Origin of the sequence: uncultured Slackia sp. (assembly GCF_934630525.1) — a bacterium.
Taxonomy (GTDB): domain Bacteria; phylum Actinomycetota; class Coriobacteriia; order Coriobacteriales; family Eggerthellaceae; genus Slackia.
This window is the reverse complement of sequence record NZ_CAKTVX010000002.1, coordinates 213,460-229,911: the sequence shown is the minus strand read 5'-3', so window position 1 is coordinate 229,911 and position 16,452 is coordinate 213,460. Positions and strand designations below refer to the sequence as shown.

13 protein-coding genes are annotated in these 16,452 nt (G+C 59.6%); 8 read left to right on the top strand and 5 right to left on the bottom strand.

Annotated elements, in window-relative coordinates:
* Positions 1-89: 89 nt before the first annotated feature.
* The 5 genes from Q0D41_RS03005 to pxpB form a co-directional block, all read right to left on the bottom strand.
* Positions 90-1,403, bottom strand: a complete 1,314-nt coding sequence (locus tag Q0D41_RS03005; protein WP_294374970.1) for an Nramp family divalent metal transporter — start codon at positions 1,401-1,403, stop codon at positions 90-92.
* 328 nt (positions 1,404-1,731) lie between these two features.
* On the bottom strand, positions 1,732-2,496 hold the full coding sequence (locus tag Q0D41_RS03000; protein WP_294374969.1) for a LamB/YcsF family protein: 765 nt from the start codon (positions 2,494-2,496) through the stop codon (positions 1,732-1,734).
* Between the two features lie 94 nt (positions 2,497-2,590).
* The gene (locus Q0D41_RS02995; protein ID WP_294374966.1) at positions 2,591-3,403 is read right to left on the bottom strand and encodes a putative hydro-lyase; all 813 of its coding nucleotides are present in this window, start codon (positions 3,401-3,403) and stop codon (positions 2,591-2,593) included.
* Positions 3,404-3,582: 179 nt separating this feature from the next.
* Entirely contained in the window at positions 3,583-4,617 is a 1,035-nt protein-coding gene (locus Q0D41_RS02990; protein WP_294374963.1) for a biotin-dependent carboxyltransferase family protein, read from the bottom strand.
* Complete coding sequence (gene pxpB, locus Q0D41_RS02985; protein WP_294374960.1) at positions 4,618-5,343, bottom strand: 5-oxoprolinase subunit PxpB; 726 nt, start codon at positions 5,341-5,343, stop codon at positions 4,618-4,620.
* A gap of 325 nt (positions 5,344-5,668) precedes the next feature.
* On the opposite strand from pxpB, the gene Q0D41_RS02980 reads away from it, so the two are divergent.
* The 8 genes from Q0D41_RS02980 to Q0D41_RS02945 all read left to right on the top strand — a co-directional run bounded on the left by Q0D41_RS02980 (position 5,669) and on the right by Q0D41_RS02945 (position 16,449).
* A complete protein-coding gene (locus Q0D41_RS02980) occupies positions 5,669-6,382 on the top strand; it encodes a sulfite exporter TauE/SafE family protein (protein WP_114616416.1) in 714 nt (237 codons plus the stop codon).
* 315 nt (positions 6,383-6,697) lie between these two features.
* A complete protein-coding gene (locus Q0D41_RS02975; RefSeq protein WP_367113802.1) occupies positions 6,698-7,594 on the top strand; it encodes an AzlC family ABC transporter permease in 897 nt (298 codons plus the stop codon).
* 3 nt (positions 7,595-7,597) lie between these two features.
* Positions 7,598-7,936, top strand: a complete 339-nt coding sequence (locus Q0D41_RS02970) for an AzlD domain-containing protein (protein ID WP_294374953.1) — start codon at positions 7,598-7,600, stop codon at positions 7,934-7,936.
* A gap of 472 nt (positions 7,937-8,408) precedes the next feature.
* On the top strand, positions 8,409-9,746 hold the full coding sequence (gene carA, locus Q0D41_RS02965) for a glutamine-hydrolyzing carbamoyl-phosphate synthase small subunit (RefSeq protein ID WP_294375166.1): 1,338 nt from the start codon (positions 8,409-8,411) through the stop codon (positions 9,744-9,746).
* Between the two features lie 3 nt (positions 9,747-9,749).
* Positions 9,750-13,016: a carbamoyl-phosphate synthase large subunit gene (gene carB, locus Q0D41_RS02960; protein WP_294374950.1), complete on the top strand. Its 3,267-nt coding sequence runs from the start codon at positions 9,750-9,752 to the stop codon at positions 13,014-13,016.
* Positions 13,017-13,311: 295 nt separating this feature from the next.
* Positions 13,312-14,643 carry a cytosine permease gene (locus tag Q0D41_RS02955; protein WP_294374947.1) on the top strand — a complete coding sequence of 444 codons (1,332 nt, stop codon included), beginning with the start codon at positions 13,312-13,314 and terminating at the stop codon, positions 14,641-14,643.
* A gap of 220 nt (positions 14,644-14,863) precedes the next feature.
* Complete coding sequence (locus Q0D41_RS02950) at positions 14,864-15,403, top strand: flavoprotein (RefSeq protein WP_114615457.1); 540 nt, start codon at positions 14,864-14,866, stop codon at positions 15,401-15,403.
* A 212-nt stretch (positions 15,404-15,615) separates the two neighbouring features.
* Positions 15,616-16,449 carry an HAD family hydrolase gene (locus Q0D41_RS02945; protein WP_294374944.1) on the top strand — a complete coding sequence of 278 codons (834 nt, stop codon included), beginning with the start codon at positions 15,616-15,618 and terminating at the stop codon, positions 16,447-16,449.
* Positions 16,450-16,452 lie beyond the last annotated feature (3 nt).

Genomic DNA, 16,452 nt, shown 5'->3' with positions numbered 1-16,452 from the left:
CGGGCGCGGGGCGGCGGGACGACATTTTGACGCATGAAAAAGGCCGTTCCGAAGAGCGGCCTTTCTTGGGTATTGATAGCTTCCGTGACTTACATGCCGATGAGGGCTTGCAGCGAGGTGAGGAAGTTCGTCATGTTGCGGTAGCAAATGAACAGCGTAACCACGATGATGATGACGCCGGCGATGTTGGCGAAGGCATGGTTCTTGAACTTGCCCAGGTCTTTGCCGTTTGCGCAGAAGATGACGAAGAACGCCATGATGGGCAGCAGAATCGCGTTTGCGGCCTGCGCAACAAGGATGAGCTGCGTCGGACTCTTGCCCCAAGCAATCGCCATGCAGCAGCCGCATACGAGGACGATGGCCCAAACGATCTTGAACTTCGCGTCCTTCAGGCCCTTGCCCCAGCCGAGCACGCCATTCACGGCGTACGCCGCGGAAAGGGGAGCGGTGATGGCCGAAGAGAAACCAGCGGCAAGAAGGCCAAGGCCGATCATCCACGTAGACCAGTCGCCCAGAAGTGGCGTGAGCGCGAGAGCCATGACCTGGCCGTTGATCTTCGCGCTTGCGATCTGGTCGCCCGCGACGGTCGTGATGCCGGCGACGGTAGCGCCGTCAACTTCCCAGGTCGTCCACAGCGGGTGCAGGTTTGCGGCGGCGCAGATCAAAATAGCCATGGAAATGATGCCGCCCAAGGCAATAGAGAGCACGGCGTCGAAGCGGGCATCGGAAATCTGCTCGGGGTCCTTCCAGCGTTCGGCTGCGGAAGAGGCATGCAGGAACAGGTTGTACGGCACGATGGTGGTGCCGACGAGGCCGATGGCGGTCATCAGGCCGGTGGAGTTGTTCGTGGGCAGATGCGGCGTGAACATGCCGGAAATAATGGCGCCCCAATCGGGGTTGGAAGCAAATGCGGTGACCAGGAAAACCACGCCCATGAACACGACGATGGCCGTGAGCACTTTCTCGATGAGGTTGTAGTGGCCGATGAACATCACGATGGCTGCCAGCAGGCCCACGATAACGACGATGGCGCCCATGGGAATGCCGGGCGCGACGGCCTGGATGCCCAGGATACCGCCGGTGATGTTGCCGGTTTCATAGGCGACGTTGCCGATGAAGATAGCGATAATGACGATTGCGATGGCCAGGCCCTTCAACACGGGATTGGGAATGCGGTCGCGGATGTTCTCGCCCAGGCCTTTCTGGCTGGCGATGCCGACGCGGGCGGCCATTTCCTGGAAGATGATGGTGGCGACGGTGGCGAACACGAGGGCCCACAGCATAGTGTAGCCGACGCTCGCGCCGGAAACGGTGCACGTGGTAACCGTGCCGGGGCCGACGAAGCCCGCGGCCACGAGAGCACCCGGGCCAACGTTCTTGAGCTTTTCGATGACTTTGCTCATGGCGTTCCTTTCTTTTTCGGGCTTCGGCCTTGCGCGCGCCCCGTCGTTGCGGGCGGTGCGAGCGCAAAACCGAATAATGTAACTTGTCTATTATGATGGTACTCAACGCTTTAGCGCATTAGAGTGGCAGTGGAAGAGTTTAACATGTCGGTAACTGGCATATGCCGAAATAATGACATGGATAAGCACATATAAGAAATGGCGTGGAAATTATCCATCATGAATAGATGTGCGTTATTCATGCCAGCTCGATAGGTTGTTTGGATTATCCGAAAGCGCTCTAAGATTCTGCATGAAGCACTTCCGGATAGCGTAAGGCCTCTTCTTTTTATTGCGCCCGACAGGGTTTCAGCTCCACGCCTGCTTGCGCGAGCGCGGTGCGAATCTTCTTGGCGAATTCGAGCGCGTGGGCATTGTCGCCATGAATGCAAATGGTGTCGGCAGCGACCTCGATAGTGCTGCCGTCAACCGCTTCGATGGTGCCTTCCTGTACCGCGCGCACCACACGTGCTACGGCGAAGTCTTCGTCGGCGATCACGGCGTTTTCCTGCTTGCGCGGCACCAATGTGCCGTCGGCCATGTAATTGCGGTCGGCAAAGAATTCCTGCGCGGTGGCAAGGCCCGCTGCGTGTCCCGCCTCGATGAGCTTTCCGCCCGCGAGGCCTACGAGCACGAGCGTGGGATCGAAATCGCGTACGGCGGCGGCAATCGCCTCGGCGAGGGCGGCGTCTTTCGCGGCGCGATTGTAAAGCTGCCCGTGCGGCTTCACGTGGGCGAGCGCAGTGCCTTCCGCTTTGCAGAATCCGGCAAGCGCCGAGATTTGGTACAGCACGAATGAGTAGACTTCATCGGGGGAAAGCGCCATGTCGCGTCGGCCGAAGCCCTGCAAGTCGGGATATCCCGGGTGCGCGCCAATCGAGGTGCCAGCGGCGGCTGCGGCGGCCACGGTGCGGCGCATGACGCACGGGTCGCCCGCGTGCATTCCGCATGCGACGTTCACGCTTGTGACTAAAGGAATCACCTGGTCGTCGAGACCGAGGGAATAGCGGCCGAAGCTTTCGCCCAAATCGCTGTTCAAATCTACGCGTGCCATAAAGGCGCTCCTTTCGGATGTGGTGGGGCGGAATTTGCTTTGCGCTGAGACCTGTTAAACGCTACGAGCATGTAACAGGTGCGGTTCGAGGTCGCTAAAACTTCAGGGAGATGTTCTTCGTGTCGGTGATGAGCATGCAGCCGGGCGCGTGGGTGATGGCGAATTTCGGCTTCACGTTCATGACGACCGACTGCGGGGTGACGCCGCACGGCCAGAATACGGGCACTTCGCCCTCGTGGATGTCGACCGCATCGCCGAAATCGGGCTTGGAGATGTCGTCGATGCCTATGACCGAGGGGTCGCCGATGTGAATCGGAGCGCCGTGGACCTTCGGAATGGCGCCCGAAATTTGTACGGCCTGCACGACCTGGTCATACGGAATGGGGCGCATGCTCACGACCATGTTGCCGGACATTTTGCCCGCCGGCTCGCATGCGATGTTCGTGATATACATGCTCACGTTGCGGCCCTGCGTGTTGTGGCGCATCTCGATGCCGGCTTCGATGAGCTCGCTTTCGAAGCTGAACGAGCAGCCAATGAGGAACGCGACCAAATCGTCGCGCCACAAATCTTCAACGCTCGTGGGGTCGTCGACCATCACGCCGTCGCGGTAGACGCGGTAGCGCGGGAAGTCGTTGGCGATGTCGCAGTCGGCGCTGCTGGTATGGAAGAAGCGGTCGCCCACTTCTGAAACCTCCAAAATGGGGCAGGGCTTGGGGTTGCGCATCGCGAACAGCAGGAAGTCGTAGGCGTCTTCCTTCGGCAGCACGATGAGGTTGCCCTGCGCATAGCCCGGGCACAAACCGCTCGTGGGGCCGCTGAAGCGTCCTTCGCGAATGATATGGCGCATTTCGCGCGGGGTGATGTTTGCGGGAATGTCGGAAATGCTGAGCTGTTCTTGTGCCATGATGCTTCCTCGCGTATCTTTCTGCCGCTTTGTCGGGCGCGGCACCCGCCACTTCATACGCCGTGGTCGCGTTCTGTATGCTGCGCGCGGCGCCCGGCCAAAGCCGCATGTCGCGCGAATCGCATCGGTCGGTTTGCGCAGGCGGCTCGTTTCTTGCCCGCGCCGGTTTCTTCCGCCGCTTATTCCACCGGCGGCATGGTGGGCTCGCCCGCGTGGTCGTTCGGCTCGATGCAGGGCATTTCCAGCGTGAGCCTGCCTCGTGCGTTGGCGCGCACGTTGCGGTAATAATCGCGCTCGGCCACGAGCAGGCGCTGCGCTTCGATGACCGAAACGGGCTTGAATCGCACGTACTGCTTGGTCGCGCGCTGCACGAGCAGCGGAATGTCGACGCTCGCGACGGTGGCGATTTTCGCGTAGCCGCCCGTGGTTTGGCGGTCGGCGAGCATCACGATGGGGGTGCCCTGCGCGGGAATTTGGATCGAGCCCAGCGCAATGCCGTCGGAAATGATGTCGGAACCGCGGCTCGATTCGATTTGCGGGCCATCGAGGCGGCATCCCATGCGGTCAGTTTGCGCGCTTACCTGGTAGCGTTCCTTATAGAACGTGTCGATGCCGCGGCTCGTGAACAAATCGCTTTGCGGGCCCGGCACCACGCGAATTTCCTGCGTGAGGTATTCGAAATGGTAGAACGGGTCGTTGCGGTAGTGGTTGGGGCCGAAATCGTAGTAGGGGTTCGGCGTGGTGTCGTGGAAGTTCACCACGTCGCCGAACGCGAAGCGCCGGCCCCCGAAGCCGCCCAGGCCGCACTTCAGGTTGGTGGAGGCGCTGCCCATGACGCGGGGCACATCCACGCCGCCGTTGGCGATGGCCAAATACCCGTACACGCCGCGCTCTGCGGCCGGCATTGAGAGGCGCTGGCCGGCGCGCACCACGAACGCCTGGTACATGGGTGCGCGCTCTTCGTCGATGCGCGGGTTGAAATCGGCGCCCGTAATGGCGACGACGGCGTCATTTTCGAATTCGAGCGTAGGGCCCGCGAAGGCGAATTCGATGGCCGGCGCATTCGCCGCATTGCCCACAAGCAGGTTGCCGAGCGAGAATGCGCGGCGATCCATGACGCCCGAGGGCGAGAAGCCGCTCGCGGCGTATCCCATACGGCCGCGGTCTTGCACGGTGGTCAGAAGACCCGGCACGCATACCGTGAACTTCGCCATTTAGTTCGCCTCCTTCACTCGGTACTCGTAGGTTCCAGCTTGCAGCGCGCCCTCGATTTCCGCATATTCATCAGGTGAAATGGCTTCGAATTCAATGGAATCGCCCGCGGCATACAAAAACGCCGGCTCGCGTTCTGCGTCGTAGGGGCGCAGCGGGCTGCGGCCGATAATTTGCCATCCGCCGGGCGAGGGCAAGGGGTAGATGCCCGTTTGCGCGCCGCCAATGCCCACGGCGCCGGCTTCGATGCGTACGCGCGGCACTTCGAGACGGGGCGTTTCCAAATCGGGGTTCAAGCCGCTTAGGTAGGCGAAGCCCGGCAGGAAGCCCAGCATCGCGATGAGGTACGTGGGCTCGGTGTGCAGGCGAACCACTTCATCGGGGGTGATGCCGTGGAATTGCGCGACATGCTCCAGGTCGGGGCCGAATTCGCCGCCGTAGCACACGGGAATCACGATGGTTTTGCCAGCCGAGGCCCCTTCGGCGGAAAGGCCGTCGAGGTTGGCGTGCACGGCTGAAATCAATTCCTCATAGGAAATGATTTCGGGGTTGTATGCGACCATGACGGCGCAAAACGTGGGAACGATGTCTTCGATGCCCGCGATGCCTGCCGCCTGAATGCGCGCGGCGGCGCTGCGCACAAGGGCGCTCGCTTCGGCCGAGATGGCATCGGCGACAACGATATTGATGGCGGAATCTCCGCACACGCTGATTTGGTAAGGGCGCATGGGTGCACTCCCTCTAGTTTTGCTTGAACGTTCGGCGAAAATGCGCGGCGTGGCGTGCCGCGTCGGTTAATTGCTTTGTATACTTTAGCGCACGATAGTACGGAGTTGACGCGAAGACTTCGTTGTTTACAATTTGGCAACCGCAAGCGGCGGGAATGCGTGCGAAACTTACAGGACGGTTCGTTTCCGCTGGGCGCGTGCTTTTTCTTGGTTGGGCTTGGCTTTTGGGCGAATCGCTCGCGATGCATGCCGTCGCGTTTTCCGAATGAGGCACGCCGACAGAGGCTGCTTGTTTCGAATATGAGAGATTGAAAGGCTGTTTTTCGTGGTTGGTCGCGGTTTATTTTTGGGCGTGTTCTTCATCGCCTACGCCATTCAGGCGATAACGGGTTTTGCCGGCAACATTATCGCGATGCCTGCGGGCATGGCGACCGTCGGCATGCAAGAGAGCGTCGCCATGCTCAACGCCACCGGCATGATCGGCTGTGGGCTTATTGCCATTCAAAACTGGAAGCACATCAACTGGCGCGAGCTCGCGATTATGCTTGCGGTTATGACGCCGTTCATGTTTGTGGGCATTTGGCTCGACACGGTGCTGCCGCTGGGCATTCTGTCGAAGATTTACGGCGCCATTGTGGTGGTTGTGGGCGTGCGCGGCTTGGTGCTCAAACAGCAGCGGTTCATGCCGAAGTGGCTGCTCGCTGTGCTGCTGGTGCTTGCGGGCCTCATTCAAGGCATGTTCGTTTCGGGCGGCGCCATTCTCGCGATTTACGCGCTCCAGCGCCTTCAGGACAAAGACCAGTTCCGCGCCACGCTTTCGTGCATTTGGATGGTGCTCAATTTCGTGTATGCCGCGCTGCAGCTTAGCCAGGGGCATTACACGCCCGATTGCCTGGTCATGGTCGCCATCGCCATTCCGCTTCTGCTTGTGGCTACGTGGCTCGGCAACAAGCTGCAGAAGCGTATCAGCCAGGCAACGTTCATCAAGGTGACCTATGTGCTGCTCACGGTGATTGGTATTATTCTGCTTGTGAAATAAGCGCTGTTTTTGGCAAGAAGCTTGGGCTGGTTCCGAAAGCGAGCCGAGGCTGGCGGCGCGGGATGCCGAGGCACTCGAAGGCGCGCCGCGCGAGGCATAGGTTGCATCGAGCCAGGGCGAGCCGAGAGCTAGCGGGCCGAGGCGTGGGTTGTCGCTCGATGCGACTGTTTGCTTCCGTGTTGTGTATGAGTCGGAACCTGTTAAACGCTACGAGCATTTAGCAGGTGGCGAGTGATCATTTAACAGGTGGGGGTTCGTGCTGGTGGCGCGCCTCTACAACCCAAATACGCCCTGGCGCGCGTGAAATATCTGTGCGTGGCGGTTGGAAAAGCGGCGGCGCCCTTCTATAATCACGACACTATGTCTGAAACAAATTTGAAACAAAATCAGGCGGCGGTTGAACCTGCTGCTGCCGAGCAAGACGGCGCTGAATTGGGCGTCGCTGAATCGGCTGCATCCCAATCCGCCGCAGTCGAAACGAGCGCCGCTCATAAAAGCGGCGTCTCTGCAACTATGCAAAAAGAGGCTTTCCAAGCCGCATGGCCCATTGTGCTCGGCTATATCGTGCTGGGCATCCCGTGTGGCATCTTGGGCGTGGCCGCCGGCATGGACGTGTGGATGATCGCGGTTATGAGCTTGCTGTTCTATTCGGGCGCCGGCCAATACATGATTCCCAATATGTGGCTCGCGGGCAACCCGATTTCGGCCATCATCGCCAGCGTCGCGCTTGTGAACACGCGCCAAATGCTCTATGGCGCATCGCTTTCGCAGTTCTGCGGCAGCGCGGGCAAGCGCCTGGCGTTCATTTTCGGCGCCACGGTAACCGACGAGAGCTTCGGCGTGAATTTGGCGCGCATGATTAACGGCGATTGGTCGGTGAAGCACGCCCTGCTCGTTAATTTGTTCTCGCTTACATCGTGGACCGTCTCCAATGTCGCGGGCGCGCTTATCGGTTCGGCGATTTCGCTGCCCACCGCACTCGCTTCGTTCGCCATGACGTCGCTGTTCATTTGCTTGTTGTGCATGCAGAAGGTGACTCCCGCAAACTTGGTCGCCGTGTTCGGGTCCATTGCCGGTGTTATTGTGTGCAAGTGCGTGGGCCTTGCCGGGCCCGCCATTCTGATTGGCGCACTTGTGGGCGTGGGCGCCGCGTTCGCGTTCTCGAGCGTGCGTCGCGATAATCGCAACACGACTATGAAAGTGGGGGAGTAAACAGTGGACGTTACGAGCTTCCTCATCATTTTTGGTGTGTGCTTGGCGTGCATGCTCGCCTGCCGTTGCTTGCCTATTTTCTTATTGAAGGGCAAGCAGCTGCCTGAAGGGTTCGTACGCGCGCTGAACTTCATTCCGCCCGCGGCTTTTGCTGCCCTGGTGACGAACGACCTCTTCGATCCCGCGGAGGTCGCTTCGGGCGACATCGCACTGTGGGGCATGCCTTTGCTGGCTGCCGCCGTAGTGCTTGTGGTGGGTGCGAAGACGAAATCGATGGCGGCGTGCATCGTGGTGGGTGTTGGCATGCTTGCCGTGCTCATGTATGTGCCTGCGCTGTTGTAGGTTTTTGGCTCTGGTGCTCTACTGGTTTCATTTTGGATATGGTTTGAGGCTAAGGTTTGACAGGCCCCGTGGCGGTATATCCGCCACGGGGCCTGTTGTGTTGCGGGCGGCGATGCGGGCGAGGGCAGCTTGATTCGCTCTTTCCTATGCATGCAGACCTCAATCCGGGCCGCGCCGGTCTAACTTTTGGCAGAAAATCGCATTTTGATTTACGCTCGCCGCTTACCGCGCTTTAGTGTGGTGGATTGTAGAAATTTCCCCCATAGACGTAAATCGCCGTTATAATCGCCCAAATGCAAAACACGGGTTGTTTAATACACTTTTCGTAATAAATATGCAATTTAGAGCGAAAGTGCCTTTAAACCGGTACCGAGAGACCGAAAAGGAGATGCAAATGGAAGCCACCCAAACCGCCGCAGGACACGCGCCCGCGGCAACAGCGTCGGCAGCTGGCCAAGAGGGGGCCAAAGCCATGACAATTGCAGAGAAGCTTATAGCCGCCACGAGCAAAAAGGCTCGTAAGGCGGCTATTTTGTTATTGGAGGACGGAACCCGATTCGACGGCTGGGCATGCGGTGCCGCAGGCGAAGTTACGGGCGAGATTTGCTTCAACACGTCGCTCGAGGGCTATCTTGAGGTCATTACCGACCCTTCGTATGCGGGTCAAATTGTCACGATGACCTATCCCCAGATCGGCAACTACGGTGTGAACCTCGACGACACGCAGTCGGCCAAGCCTGCTCTGCGCGGCTTGGTCGTGCACGACATGTGCCGCACGCCTTCGAATTGGCGCTCGAGCATGAGCTTGCCCGAATTCCTCGAGCGCGAGAACATCGTGGCTATCGAGGGCATCGATACGCGTGCGCTCGTTCGCCATATTCGCGATTTCGGCGCGCAGACTGCCATTTTGTCTACCGAAGACCTCGACGCTGCTTCGCTTGCGGAAAAGGTCGCCGCAGCTCCGAGCCTGGTGGGCCACAATCTCGCCAAAACCGTGAGCCGCGCCGCCACGGAGTCGTTCGATAGGGTGCCTGAAAGCCAGGCGTTCGCTGTGGCCGCTCCTGCGCCGAAGAAATATCACGTGGTTGCGTATGACTGCGGTGTGAAAGAGTCGATTCTCGCGGGCCTCGTGCGTGTGGGCTGCGACCTTACCGTTGTGCCGTGGGACACTCCCGCTGCTGACGTGCTCGCCATAGAACCCGACGGCGTTTTTCTCTCCAACGGCCCGGGCGACCCCGACGCCGTGACCGAAACCTACGAGCAGGCGCGCGAGCTTATTGGCAAGGTGCCGGTGTTCGGCATTTGTTTGGGCCACCAAATGATCAGCCTCGCAAGCGGCGGCGAAATGGAGAAGCTCAAGTTCGGTCATCGCGGCGGCAACCAGCCCGTCATGAACCTCGTGAGCGGCCAGGTGGAAATCACCGCGCAGAACCACGGCTTCGGCCTGGTGTTCCCGAGCCTCGGCAAACTCGTGCCCGAGCTTTCGGGCGGCGTGGTCGAGCACCCTGCCGACGGCGACCTTCGCTTCTGGTCGCAGCGCCGCATCGCGCCCGTCGTTGAAAACGAGCGCTTCGGCCGCATTCGCCTGACGCACGTCAACTTGAACGATGGCACTTGCGAAGGCATTCAGCTGCTCGACCAAAATGCTTTCTCGGTGCAGTACCACCCCGAGGCCAACCCTGGTCCTACCGATGCGCACTACCTGTTCACGGCGTTTTGCCGCCTGATGGACGGCGACGCCGACTACCTGAACATCAACATTTCGCAAGACCGCCTCGCCGGCTGGGTCTTCGGCTCGAAGGAGGCCTAGGTAATGCCCAAACGTACCGACATCAAACGTATCCTCGTTATTGGCTCGGGCCCCATCGTCATTGGCCAGGCGTGCGAGTTCGACTACTCGGGCGCCCAGGCGTGCAAGGTGCTCAAGGAGGACGGCTATGAAGTGGTGCTCGTGAATTCGAACCCCGCTACCATTATGACCGACCCCAGCTTGGCCGACCGCACCTACGTGGAGCCGATTACCGCTGAATTCATCGAGCGCGTCATCGCCAAAGAGCATCCCGACGCCCTGCTGCCTACCCTTGGTGGCCAAACGGGCCTGAATGCGGCCGTTGAGCTGGCGAAATCGGGCGTGCTTGATCGCTATGGCGTCGAAATGATTGGTTGTGATTTGGCGGCAATCGAGCGCGGCGAAGACCGCAAGCTGTTCGCTGAGGCCATGGAAGAAATAGGTCTGGAATGCGCGCGCAGCGGTTATGCGTACTCCGTCGAAGATGCTGTCGAGCTCGCCGGCAAGGTGGGCTACCCCTGCGTGCTTCGCCCGAGTTTCACGCTCGGCGGCGCGGGCGGCGGCATCGCCTACGACGAGCAGGAGCTGCGCGAGATCGTGGCGCAGGGCCTGGAGCTTTCTCCCGCCGGCGAGGTGCTCGTGGAAGAGAGCATCATCGGCTGGAAAGAATACGAGATGGAAGTCATGCGCGATAAGGCCGGCAACGGCATCATCGTGTGCTCCATCGAGAACGTTGACGCCATGGGCGTTCATACGGGCGACTCCATCACGGTGGCGCCTGCGCAGACGCTTTCCGACGTGGAATACCAGCGCATGCGCGTGGCCTCGCTTGCTATTCTGGAGAAAATCGGCGTCGAAACGGGCGGCTCGAACGTGCAGTTCGCGCTCAACCCGAAAAACGGCCGCCTGATCGTCATCGAAATGAACCCGCGCGTGAGTCGCTCCTCGGCGCTCGCGTCGAAGGCGACTGGTTTCCCCATCGCGAAAGCCGCCGCGCGTCTGGCCGTGGGCTACACGCTCGACGAAATCACGAACGACATCACGCGCGTCACGCCGGCATGCTTCGAGCCGTCTATCGACTATTGCGTGGTGAAGGTGCCGCGTTTCGCATTCGAGAAATTCAAGGGCACCGACACGACGCTCTCTACGCGCATGAAGGCCGTGGGTGAAATTATGAGCATCGGCCGCACGTTTGAGGAAGCGTTCGGCAAGGCCATGCGTTCGCTGGAAAACGGCCGTGCGGGCTTGGGCGCCGACGGTAAAGACAATTTCGACGAAGAGCATTTTGACGAATGCGTGGCGCGCCCCACGGAAGACCGCATCTTCTATGTGGCCGAGGCCCTGCGTCGCGGTTGGACCGTCGACGCAGTGCACGAGGCGTGCGGCATCGACCCGTGGTTCCTGCATCGCATCGCCGATATGGCCGCCGTGCAAAACCAGCTCGAAGGCCTGCGCCTCGAAGACCTCGACGCGTCGGCTATGCGCATCGCGAAGCAATACGGTTTTTCCGACGCCCAAATCGCCCACCTCACGGGCACGAAGGAAGTTATCGTGCGCGCCTATCGCAAGGGCCTGGGCGTTGTGCCTACATTCAAGACCGTCGACACGTGCGCGGCTGAATTCGCGGGCAAAACCGAATACCACTACAAGACCTACGAAACGCCCCACGTTGCGGCTGCGGGCGCGGCGCCGAGCTTCGGCGATTCTGAAATCGTGCCCGTCGACAAGCCCAAGGCCATGATTTTGGGCGCAGGTCCCAACCGCATTGGCCAGGGCATCGAGTTCGACTACTGCTGCGTGCACGCGAGCTACGCGCTGCACGAGGCCGGCTACGAAACCATCATGGTGAACTGCAACCCCGAAACCGTGTCCACCGACTACGACACGAGCGACCGCCTGTATTTTGAGCCGCTTACCTACGAAGACGTCATGGACATCGTCGATGTCGAGCAGCCCGACGGCGTTGTGGTGACGCTCGGCGGCCAAACGCCGTTGAAGCTCGCGCACGCGCTTCAGGAATCGGGCGTGACCATTATGGGCACGAGCCCCGAGGCGATTGATCTGGCTGAAGACCGTGAACGCTTCAGCGCCGTGCTCGACGAGCTCGACATCACGTACCCCGCCGCAGGCATGGCGACGGGCTTCGAGGAAGCTGAACGCGTCGCTAACCGCATTGGGTTCCCACTGCTCGTTCGCCCGAGCTACGTGCTCGGTGGCCGCGGCATGGAAATCGCCTACGACCCGTCGCACCTGCGCACCTTCATGGCGGAAGCGACGCGCATCTCTCCTGACCATCCGGTGTATTTGGACCGCTTCCTCGAAGGCGCCATCGAATGCGACGTCGACGCGCTGTGCGACGGCGAGCAGGTGTATGTGGGCGGCGTGCTCGAGCACATTGAGGAAGCCGGCATTCACTCGGGCGACTCGGCCACCTGCATTCCGCCGTTCTCGTTCAGCGACCGTTTGGTCGGCGAGCTGCGCGACATCACGCGCCGCCTGGCGCTGCGTCTTGGTGTGCGCGGCCTGCTCAATGTGCAGTACGCCATCAAGGGCGAGACGATTTATGTGATCGAAGCGAACCCGCGTGCGAGCCGTACGGTGCCGTTCGTGTCGAAGTCGACCGGCGTGCCGCTGGCGAAGTGCGCCGCGCTCATCATGAGCGGCCGCAGCATCGAAAGCCTGGGCTTGCCGGCTGACGATCGCCGCATGGATTACTTCTGCGTGAAGGAAGCCGTTATGCCGTGGGGCCGCTTCCCGGGCGCGAATGTGGTGCTGGGCCCCGAGATGAAATCGACGGGCGAGGTCATGGGCATCGCGAGCACGTATCCCGAGGCTTATGCGAAAACGCAGCTCGCCGTGAGCTATGAGCTGCCGAAGGAAGGCACCGTGTTCATCTCGGTATGCGACCGCGACAAGCGTCACATTCTTCCCATCGCGCGCACGATTCAACGTTTGGGCTTCCGCATTGTGTCGACCGAAGGCACCGCGCGCACGCTGCGCGGCGGAAACGTACGTTGCGAGGTCGTGCGCAAGATTTCCGAGTCGCATCCCAATGTCGGCGACATGATTTCCAATGGCGAAATCGCGCTCATCGTGAATACGCCGTATGGTTCGGAAACGCGCGGCGATGGCTACTTCATGCGTACCGAAGCCGTGAAGCATGGTGTGACGTGCGTGACTGCGCTTTCTGGCGCAAGCGCGTTTACCGCCGCGCTTGAAGCGCTTGATGAGAATCCGTACGGCTTGCCGGTGGTCGCGCTGCAAGATTTGCCGCAGTACGAGGTGAAGTAAGCGCTGGAACAAAAGAGCTGCTTGTTCCCTCTAGTGAATAACGACTTCTCTTTCAAAAAGGGGCCTTCGGGCCTCTTTTTGTGTTCAACGGCTAGAAATTCCCATATATAGGGGTGTTAACAAACTTGTTACTCTGTCACACTAAAGCAACAGTGTATAATCTCACTTTAATTTGACGGTCGCCGAAAGGGCCGTCGCGCGTGGGCTTGCCACACCTGCGGTGCGCGACGTTCGCTTCGAAGACCGTCGGTCGTATTCGGAGCACTACTGTAAAGAAAGAAGGGGGTTGGTCTCCATGGCGAACGAAGCCATCGACAACGACTATTCGCTGTCGCGCGTTCCTGAGGGAGCCAAGCAACCGCTCTGGCAAATTTTGATGATTCGTATCGGCGCCATTTGCTGCGTTTCCCAGTTGGTTTTGGGTGCAACGCTTGGCTATGGCATGTCGTTCTGGGGCGCATTCTGGGCCACCATGCTCGGTTCGGTTATTCTGCAGGTTGTCAGCTGGGCGCTCGGCACCGCGGCTGCTCGCGAAGGCCTTTCGACGAGCTTGCTGTCTCGCTGGTGCGGCCTCGGCAAAAACGGCTCCGCTATTCTGGGCGGCGTCGTTGCTATTTCGATGGTCGGCTGGTTCGGCGTTCAGAACTCCGTGTTTGCCGAGGGCATGCTCTCCATCACCGGCGTGTTGAATTTCCCCATTTGGGCAATCATCACTGGCTTGGGCATCACGCTTCTGGTTATTGCCGGCATTCGTTGGATTGCCCGCTTTGCTACCGTATTCGTGCCGCTGTTCATCGCTGCCGTCATCATTTCGGCTGCCATTGTTCTGCAGGACCACAGCCTCATCGAATTCCTTAACTCGCCGCATCCCGGTCCTGAGTTGACGTTCGGCACGGCTACCACCATGGTTGCCGGCGGCTTTATCGCAGGCGCCATTTGCACGCCCGACTACGCGCGCTACCTGAAGAATGGCACCCAGGTATTCTGGATGACCCTCATTGGCACCTTCGTGGGTGAGCTTGGCATGAACCTGCTCGCCGTTATTCTGGCTCACGCAACTGGCACCGACAACGTGACCGACATCATGATGGCCACTTCGGGCGTTTTGGGCGTGATCATCGTCGTCGCTTCCACCGTTAAGCTCAACGACATGAACCTGTATTCGTCGGGCCTCGGCGTTGCTACTGCCATCAATGCGCTGTTCAACGTGAAGATCAACCGCAACGTCATGACCTGGACGCTCGGCATCATTGGCACGCTGCTTTCCGTCATTGGCATCATCAACTACTTCACGAGCTTCCTGACGCTGCTCGGCGTTGCCATTCCGCCTGCGGCTGGCATCATGGTTATCGATTACTTCATCCTGAAGCGCAACCGCGCTGCTCTGGAGGAAACCCGTCCGTCGGGCAAACTGCCCCAGAAGGTCGAGAAGTGGAACCCCATCGCGCTTACCGTGTGGGCGCTCGCGTTCTGCGTGGGCGAGGGCTCCTCGATTCTGGCCATCGGCATTCCGGGCCTGAACTCACTTATCTTCGCCGGCGTTGTGTACTGGGGCGCTATGACCATTTACAAGTCGGTCAAGAAGGTCGACGTGGTGAAGTTCAAGGAAACCGATCAGATTCTGTAACTGAACTGCGCTGCGAAAGCTGCATCCATTCGCGATTGAAAAGGGTTGGCTTCGTGCCAGCCCTTTTTTCGTTGGAAGGGACGTTGGGAATTGCGCTTGATTGAAATTCCCTATCATTTCGGTAGGGAAATGTGGGGGAATTCATTCGCAAGCGGGTGGGTTCCCTTTTTCTTTAGGCTATACTTGCCTGCGGAATTTGAATTGCGGAAAGGAATGTTCCATGGCAAAAAAGGCGCTTATCGCGGTTTCGGGCGGCATCGCGGTGTACAAGGTGTGCCAGGTTGTAAGCGATCTTGGCAAGCGCGGCGTTGACGTGCAGGTTATCATGACCGAGAACGCGACGAAGTTCGTGACGCCGCTCACGTTCGAGGCGCTTTCGAAGAACATGGTGTTCACCGATACGTTCGACTACAGCTACGATGCGTCCATCAAGCACATCACGCTTGCGCAGGAGGCCGATGTCATGTGCGTAGCGCCCGCGACCGCGAACATTATCGCGAAGCTCGCCAACGGCATCGCCGACGACATGGTGTCTTCCACGTTTTTGGCGACGACGTGCCCGGTTATCGTGTGCCCCGCGATGAACACGCATATGTATGAAAACGCCGCAACCCAGGCGAACCTTGCGACGCTTGCCGCGCGCGGCATTGAGCTGGTTGGCCCTGGCATTGGCAAGCTTGCGTGCGGCGATGTGGCCAAGGGCACGCTCTCGCCAGTCGACGAAATTGTTGAGGCCATTTGCAAGAAACTGGGCGTGTAAAGGTCGCGTCGGCTTCTGGGCTGCGGTTTTGTGTGATCGAGCGTGGCCTCCACCTTCCATATCGTGGCGCGAATATGCGCAACCGGTTAAATCGGCGTCAAAGCGGCAAGGCTTGGCGCCGATTCGTTTTGCGGGGCCGTACTATGGCTGCACCAAGAAGAATTGCTAGGTCGCCCGAAGGGTTCGGGCGCGAGCCTGAAGGAGGCCCGCATATGGAAACGTATGAAGACATCAAACTCATTGCCTGCGATATGGATGGCACGTTGCTTGACGAACACTCGCAGGTTCCCCCTGAAACATTCGACCTTGTTCGAGCGCTCGACGCCGCAGGTATTCGTTTCGTTGCCGCGTCGGGCCGTCGTTACGATACGTTGCGCGCGTTTTTCGAGCCCGTTGCCGATCGCATGGATTTCGTTGCGAGCAATGGTGCTCAGGTATTCGTGCGCGGAAAACTCGTCGACCGCGAAGTGTTCTCCCACGCGGCGCTGCGCCGCTTGTATGCGCTTGTGAGCGAGTTCGATAACCTTCACATGGTGGTATACGACCGCACGAACAGCTATTTGCTCGACGACCTCGCGTGCTTCGATGCGGAATTCGACAAAGATCTGCCCAACCCGGTGGTGCTGCGCGATTTGCCGTCGCCTGACACGTCGATTGTGAAGGTGTCGATTTCATGCGACAGTGCTCAAATGGATATGGCATATATCCTGTCTCGCGAGCTCGAGGCCGACTTCGTGTTCGCTCCTTCGGGCGTGAAGTGGATTGACGTGATGCAGCGTGGCGTGAACAAAGCTACCGGTATCAACCAAGTGCTCGCGGCCCATGGCATTGCGGCCGAGAGCGTGATGGCGTTCGGCGATTCCATGAACGATTATGAGATTCTGCGCATGGTGGGCCATAGCTGCGCCATGGGGAATGGCCGCTGGGCGGTGAAGCAAATTTCGAAGCGTATTATCGGCACGAATACCGAGCAGGCGGTGCAGGCTGAGTTGCGCGCTGTGGTTGAATCGCGTGCGATAGGACACCATGCTTTCGATACTGAATAATTC

Bases quoted from the DNA above. Each gene is read 5' to 3' on its own strand.
- Q0D41_RS03005 (WP_294374970.1), bottom strand. From the start codon at position 1,403: ATGAGCAAAGTCATCGAAAAGCTCAAGAACGTTGGCCCGGGTGCTCTC.
- Q0D41_RS03000 (WP_294374969.1), bottom strand. From the start codon at position 2,496: ATGGCACGCGTAGATTTGAACAGCGATTTGGGCGAAAGCTTCGGCCGC.
- Q0D41_RS02995 (WP_294374966.1), bottom strand. From the start codon at position 3,403: ATGGCACAAGAACAGCTCAGCATTTCCGACATTCCCGCAAACATCACC.
- Q0D41_RS02990 (WP_294374963.1), bottom strand. From the start codon at position 4,617: ATGGCGAAGTTCACGGTATGCGTGCCGGGTCTTCTGACCACCGTGCAA.
- pxpB (WP_294374960.1), bottom strand. From the start codon at position 5,343: ATGCGCCCTTACCAAATCAGCGTGTGCGGAGATTCCGCCATCAATATC.
- carA (WP_294375166.1), top strand. From the start codon at position 8,409: ATGACAATTGCAGAGAAGCTTATAGCCGCCACGAGCAAAAAGGCTCGT.
- carB (WP_294374950.1), top strand. From the start codon at position 9,750: ATGCCCAAACGTACCGACATCAAACGTATCCTCGTTATTGGCTCGGGC.
- Q0D41_RS02955 (WP_294374947.1), top strand. From the start codon at position 13,312: ATGGCGAACGAAGCCATCGACAACGACTATTCGCTGTCGCGCGTTCCT.
- Q0D41_RS02950 (WP_114615457.1), top strand. From the start codon at position 14,864: ATGGCAAAAAAGGCGCTTATCGCGGTTTCGGGCGGCATCGCGGTGTAC.
- Q0D41_RS02945 (WP_294374944.1), top strand. From the start codon at position 15,616: ATGGAAACGTATGAAGACATCAAACTCATTGCCTGCGATATGGATGGC.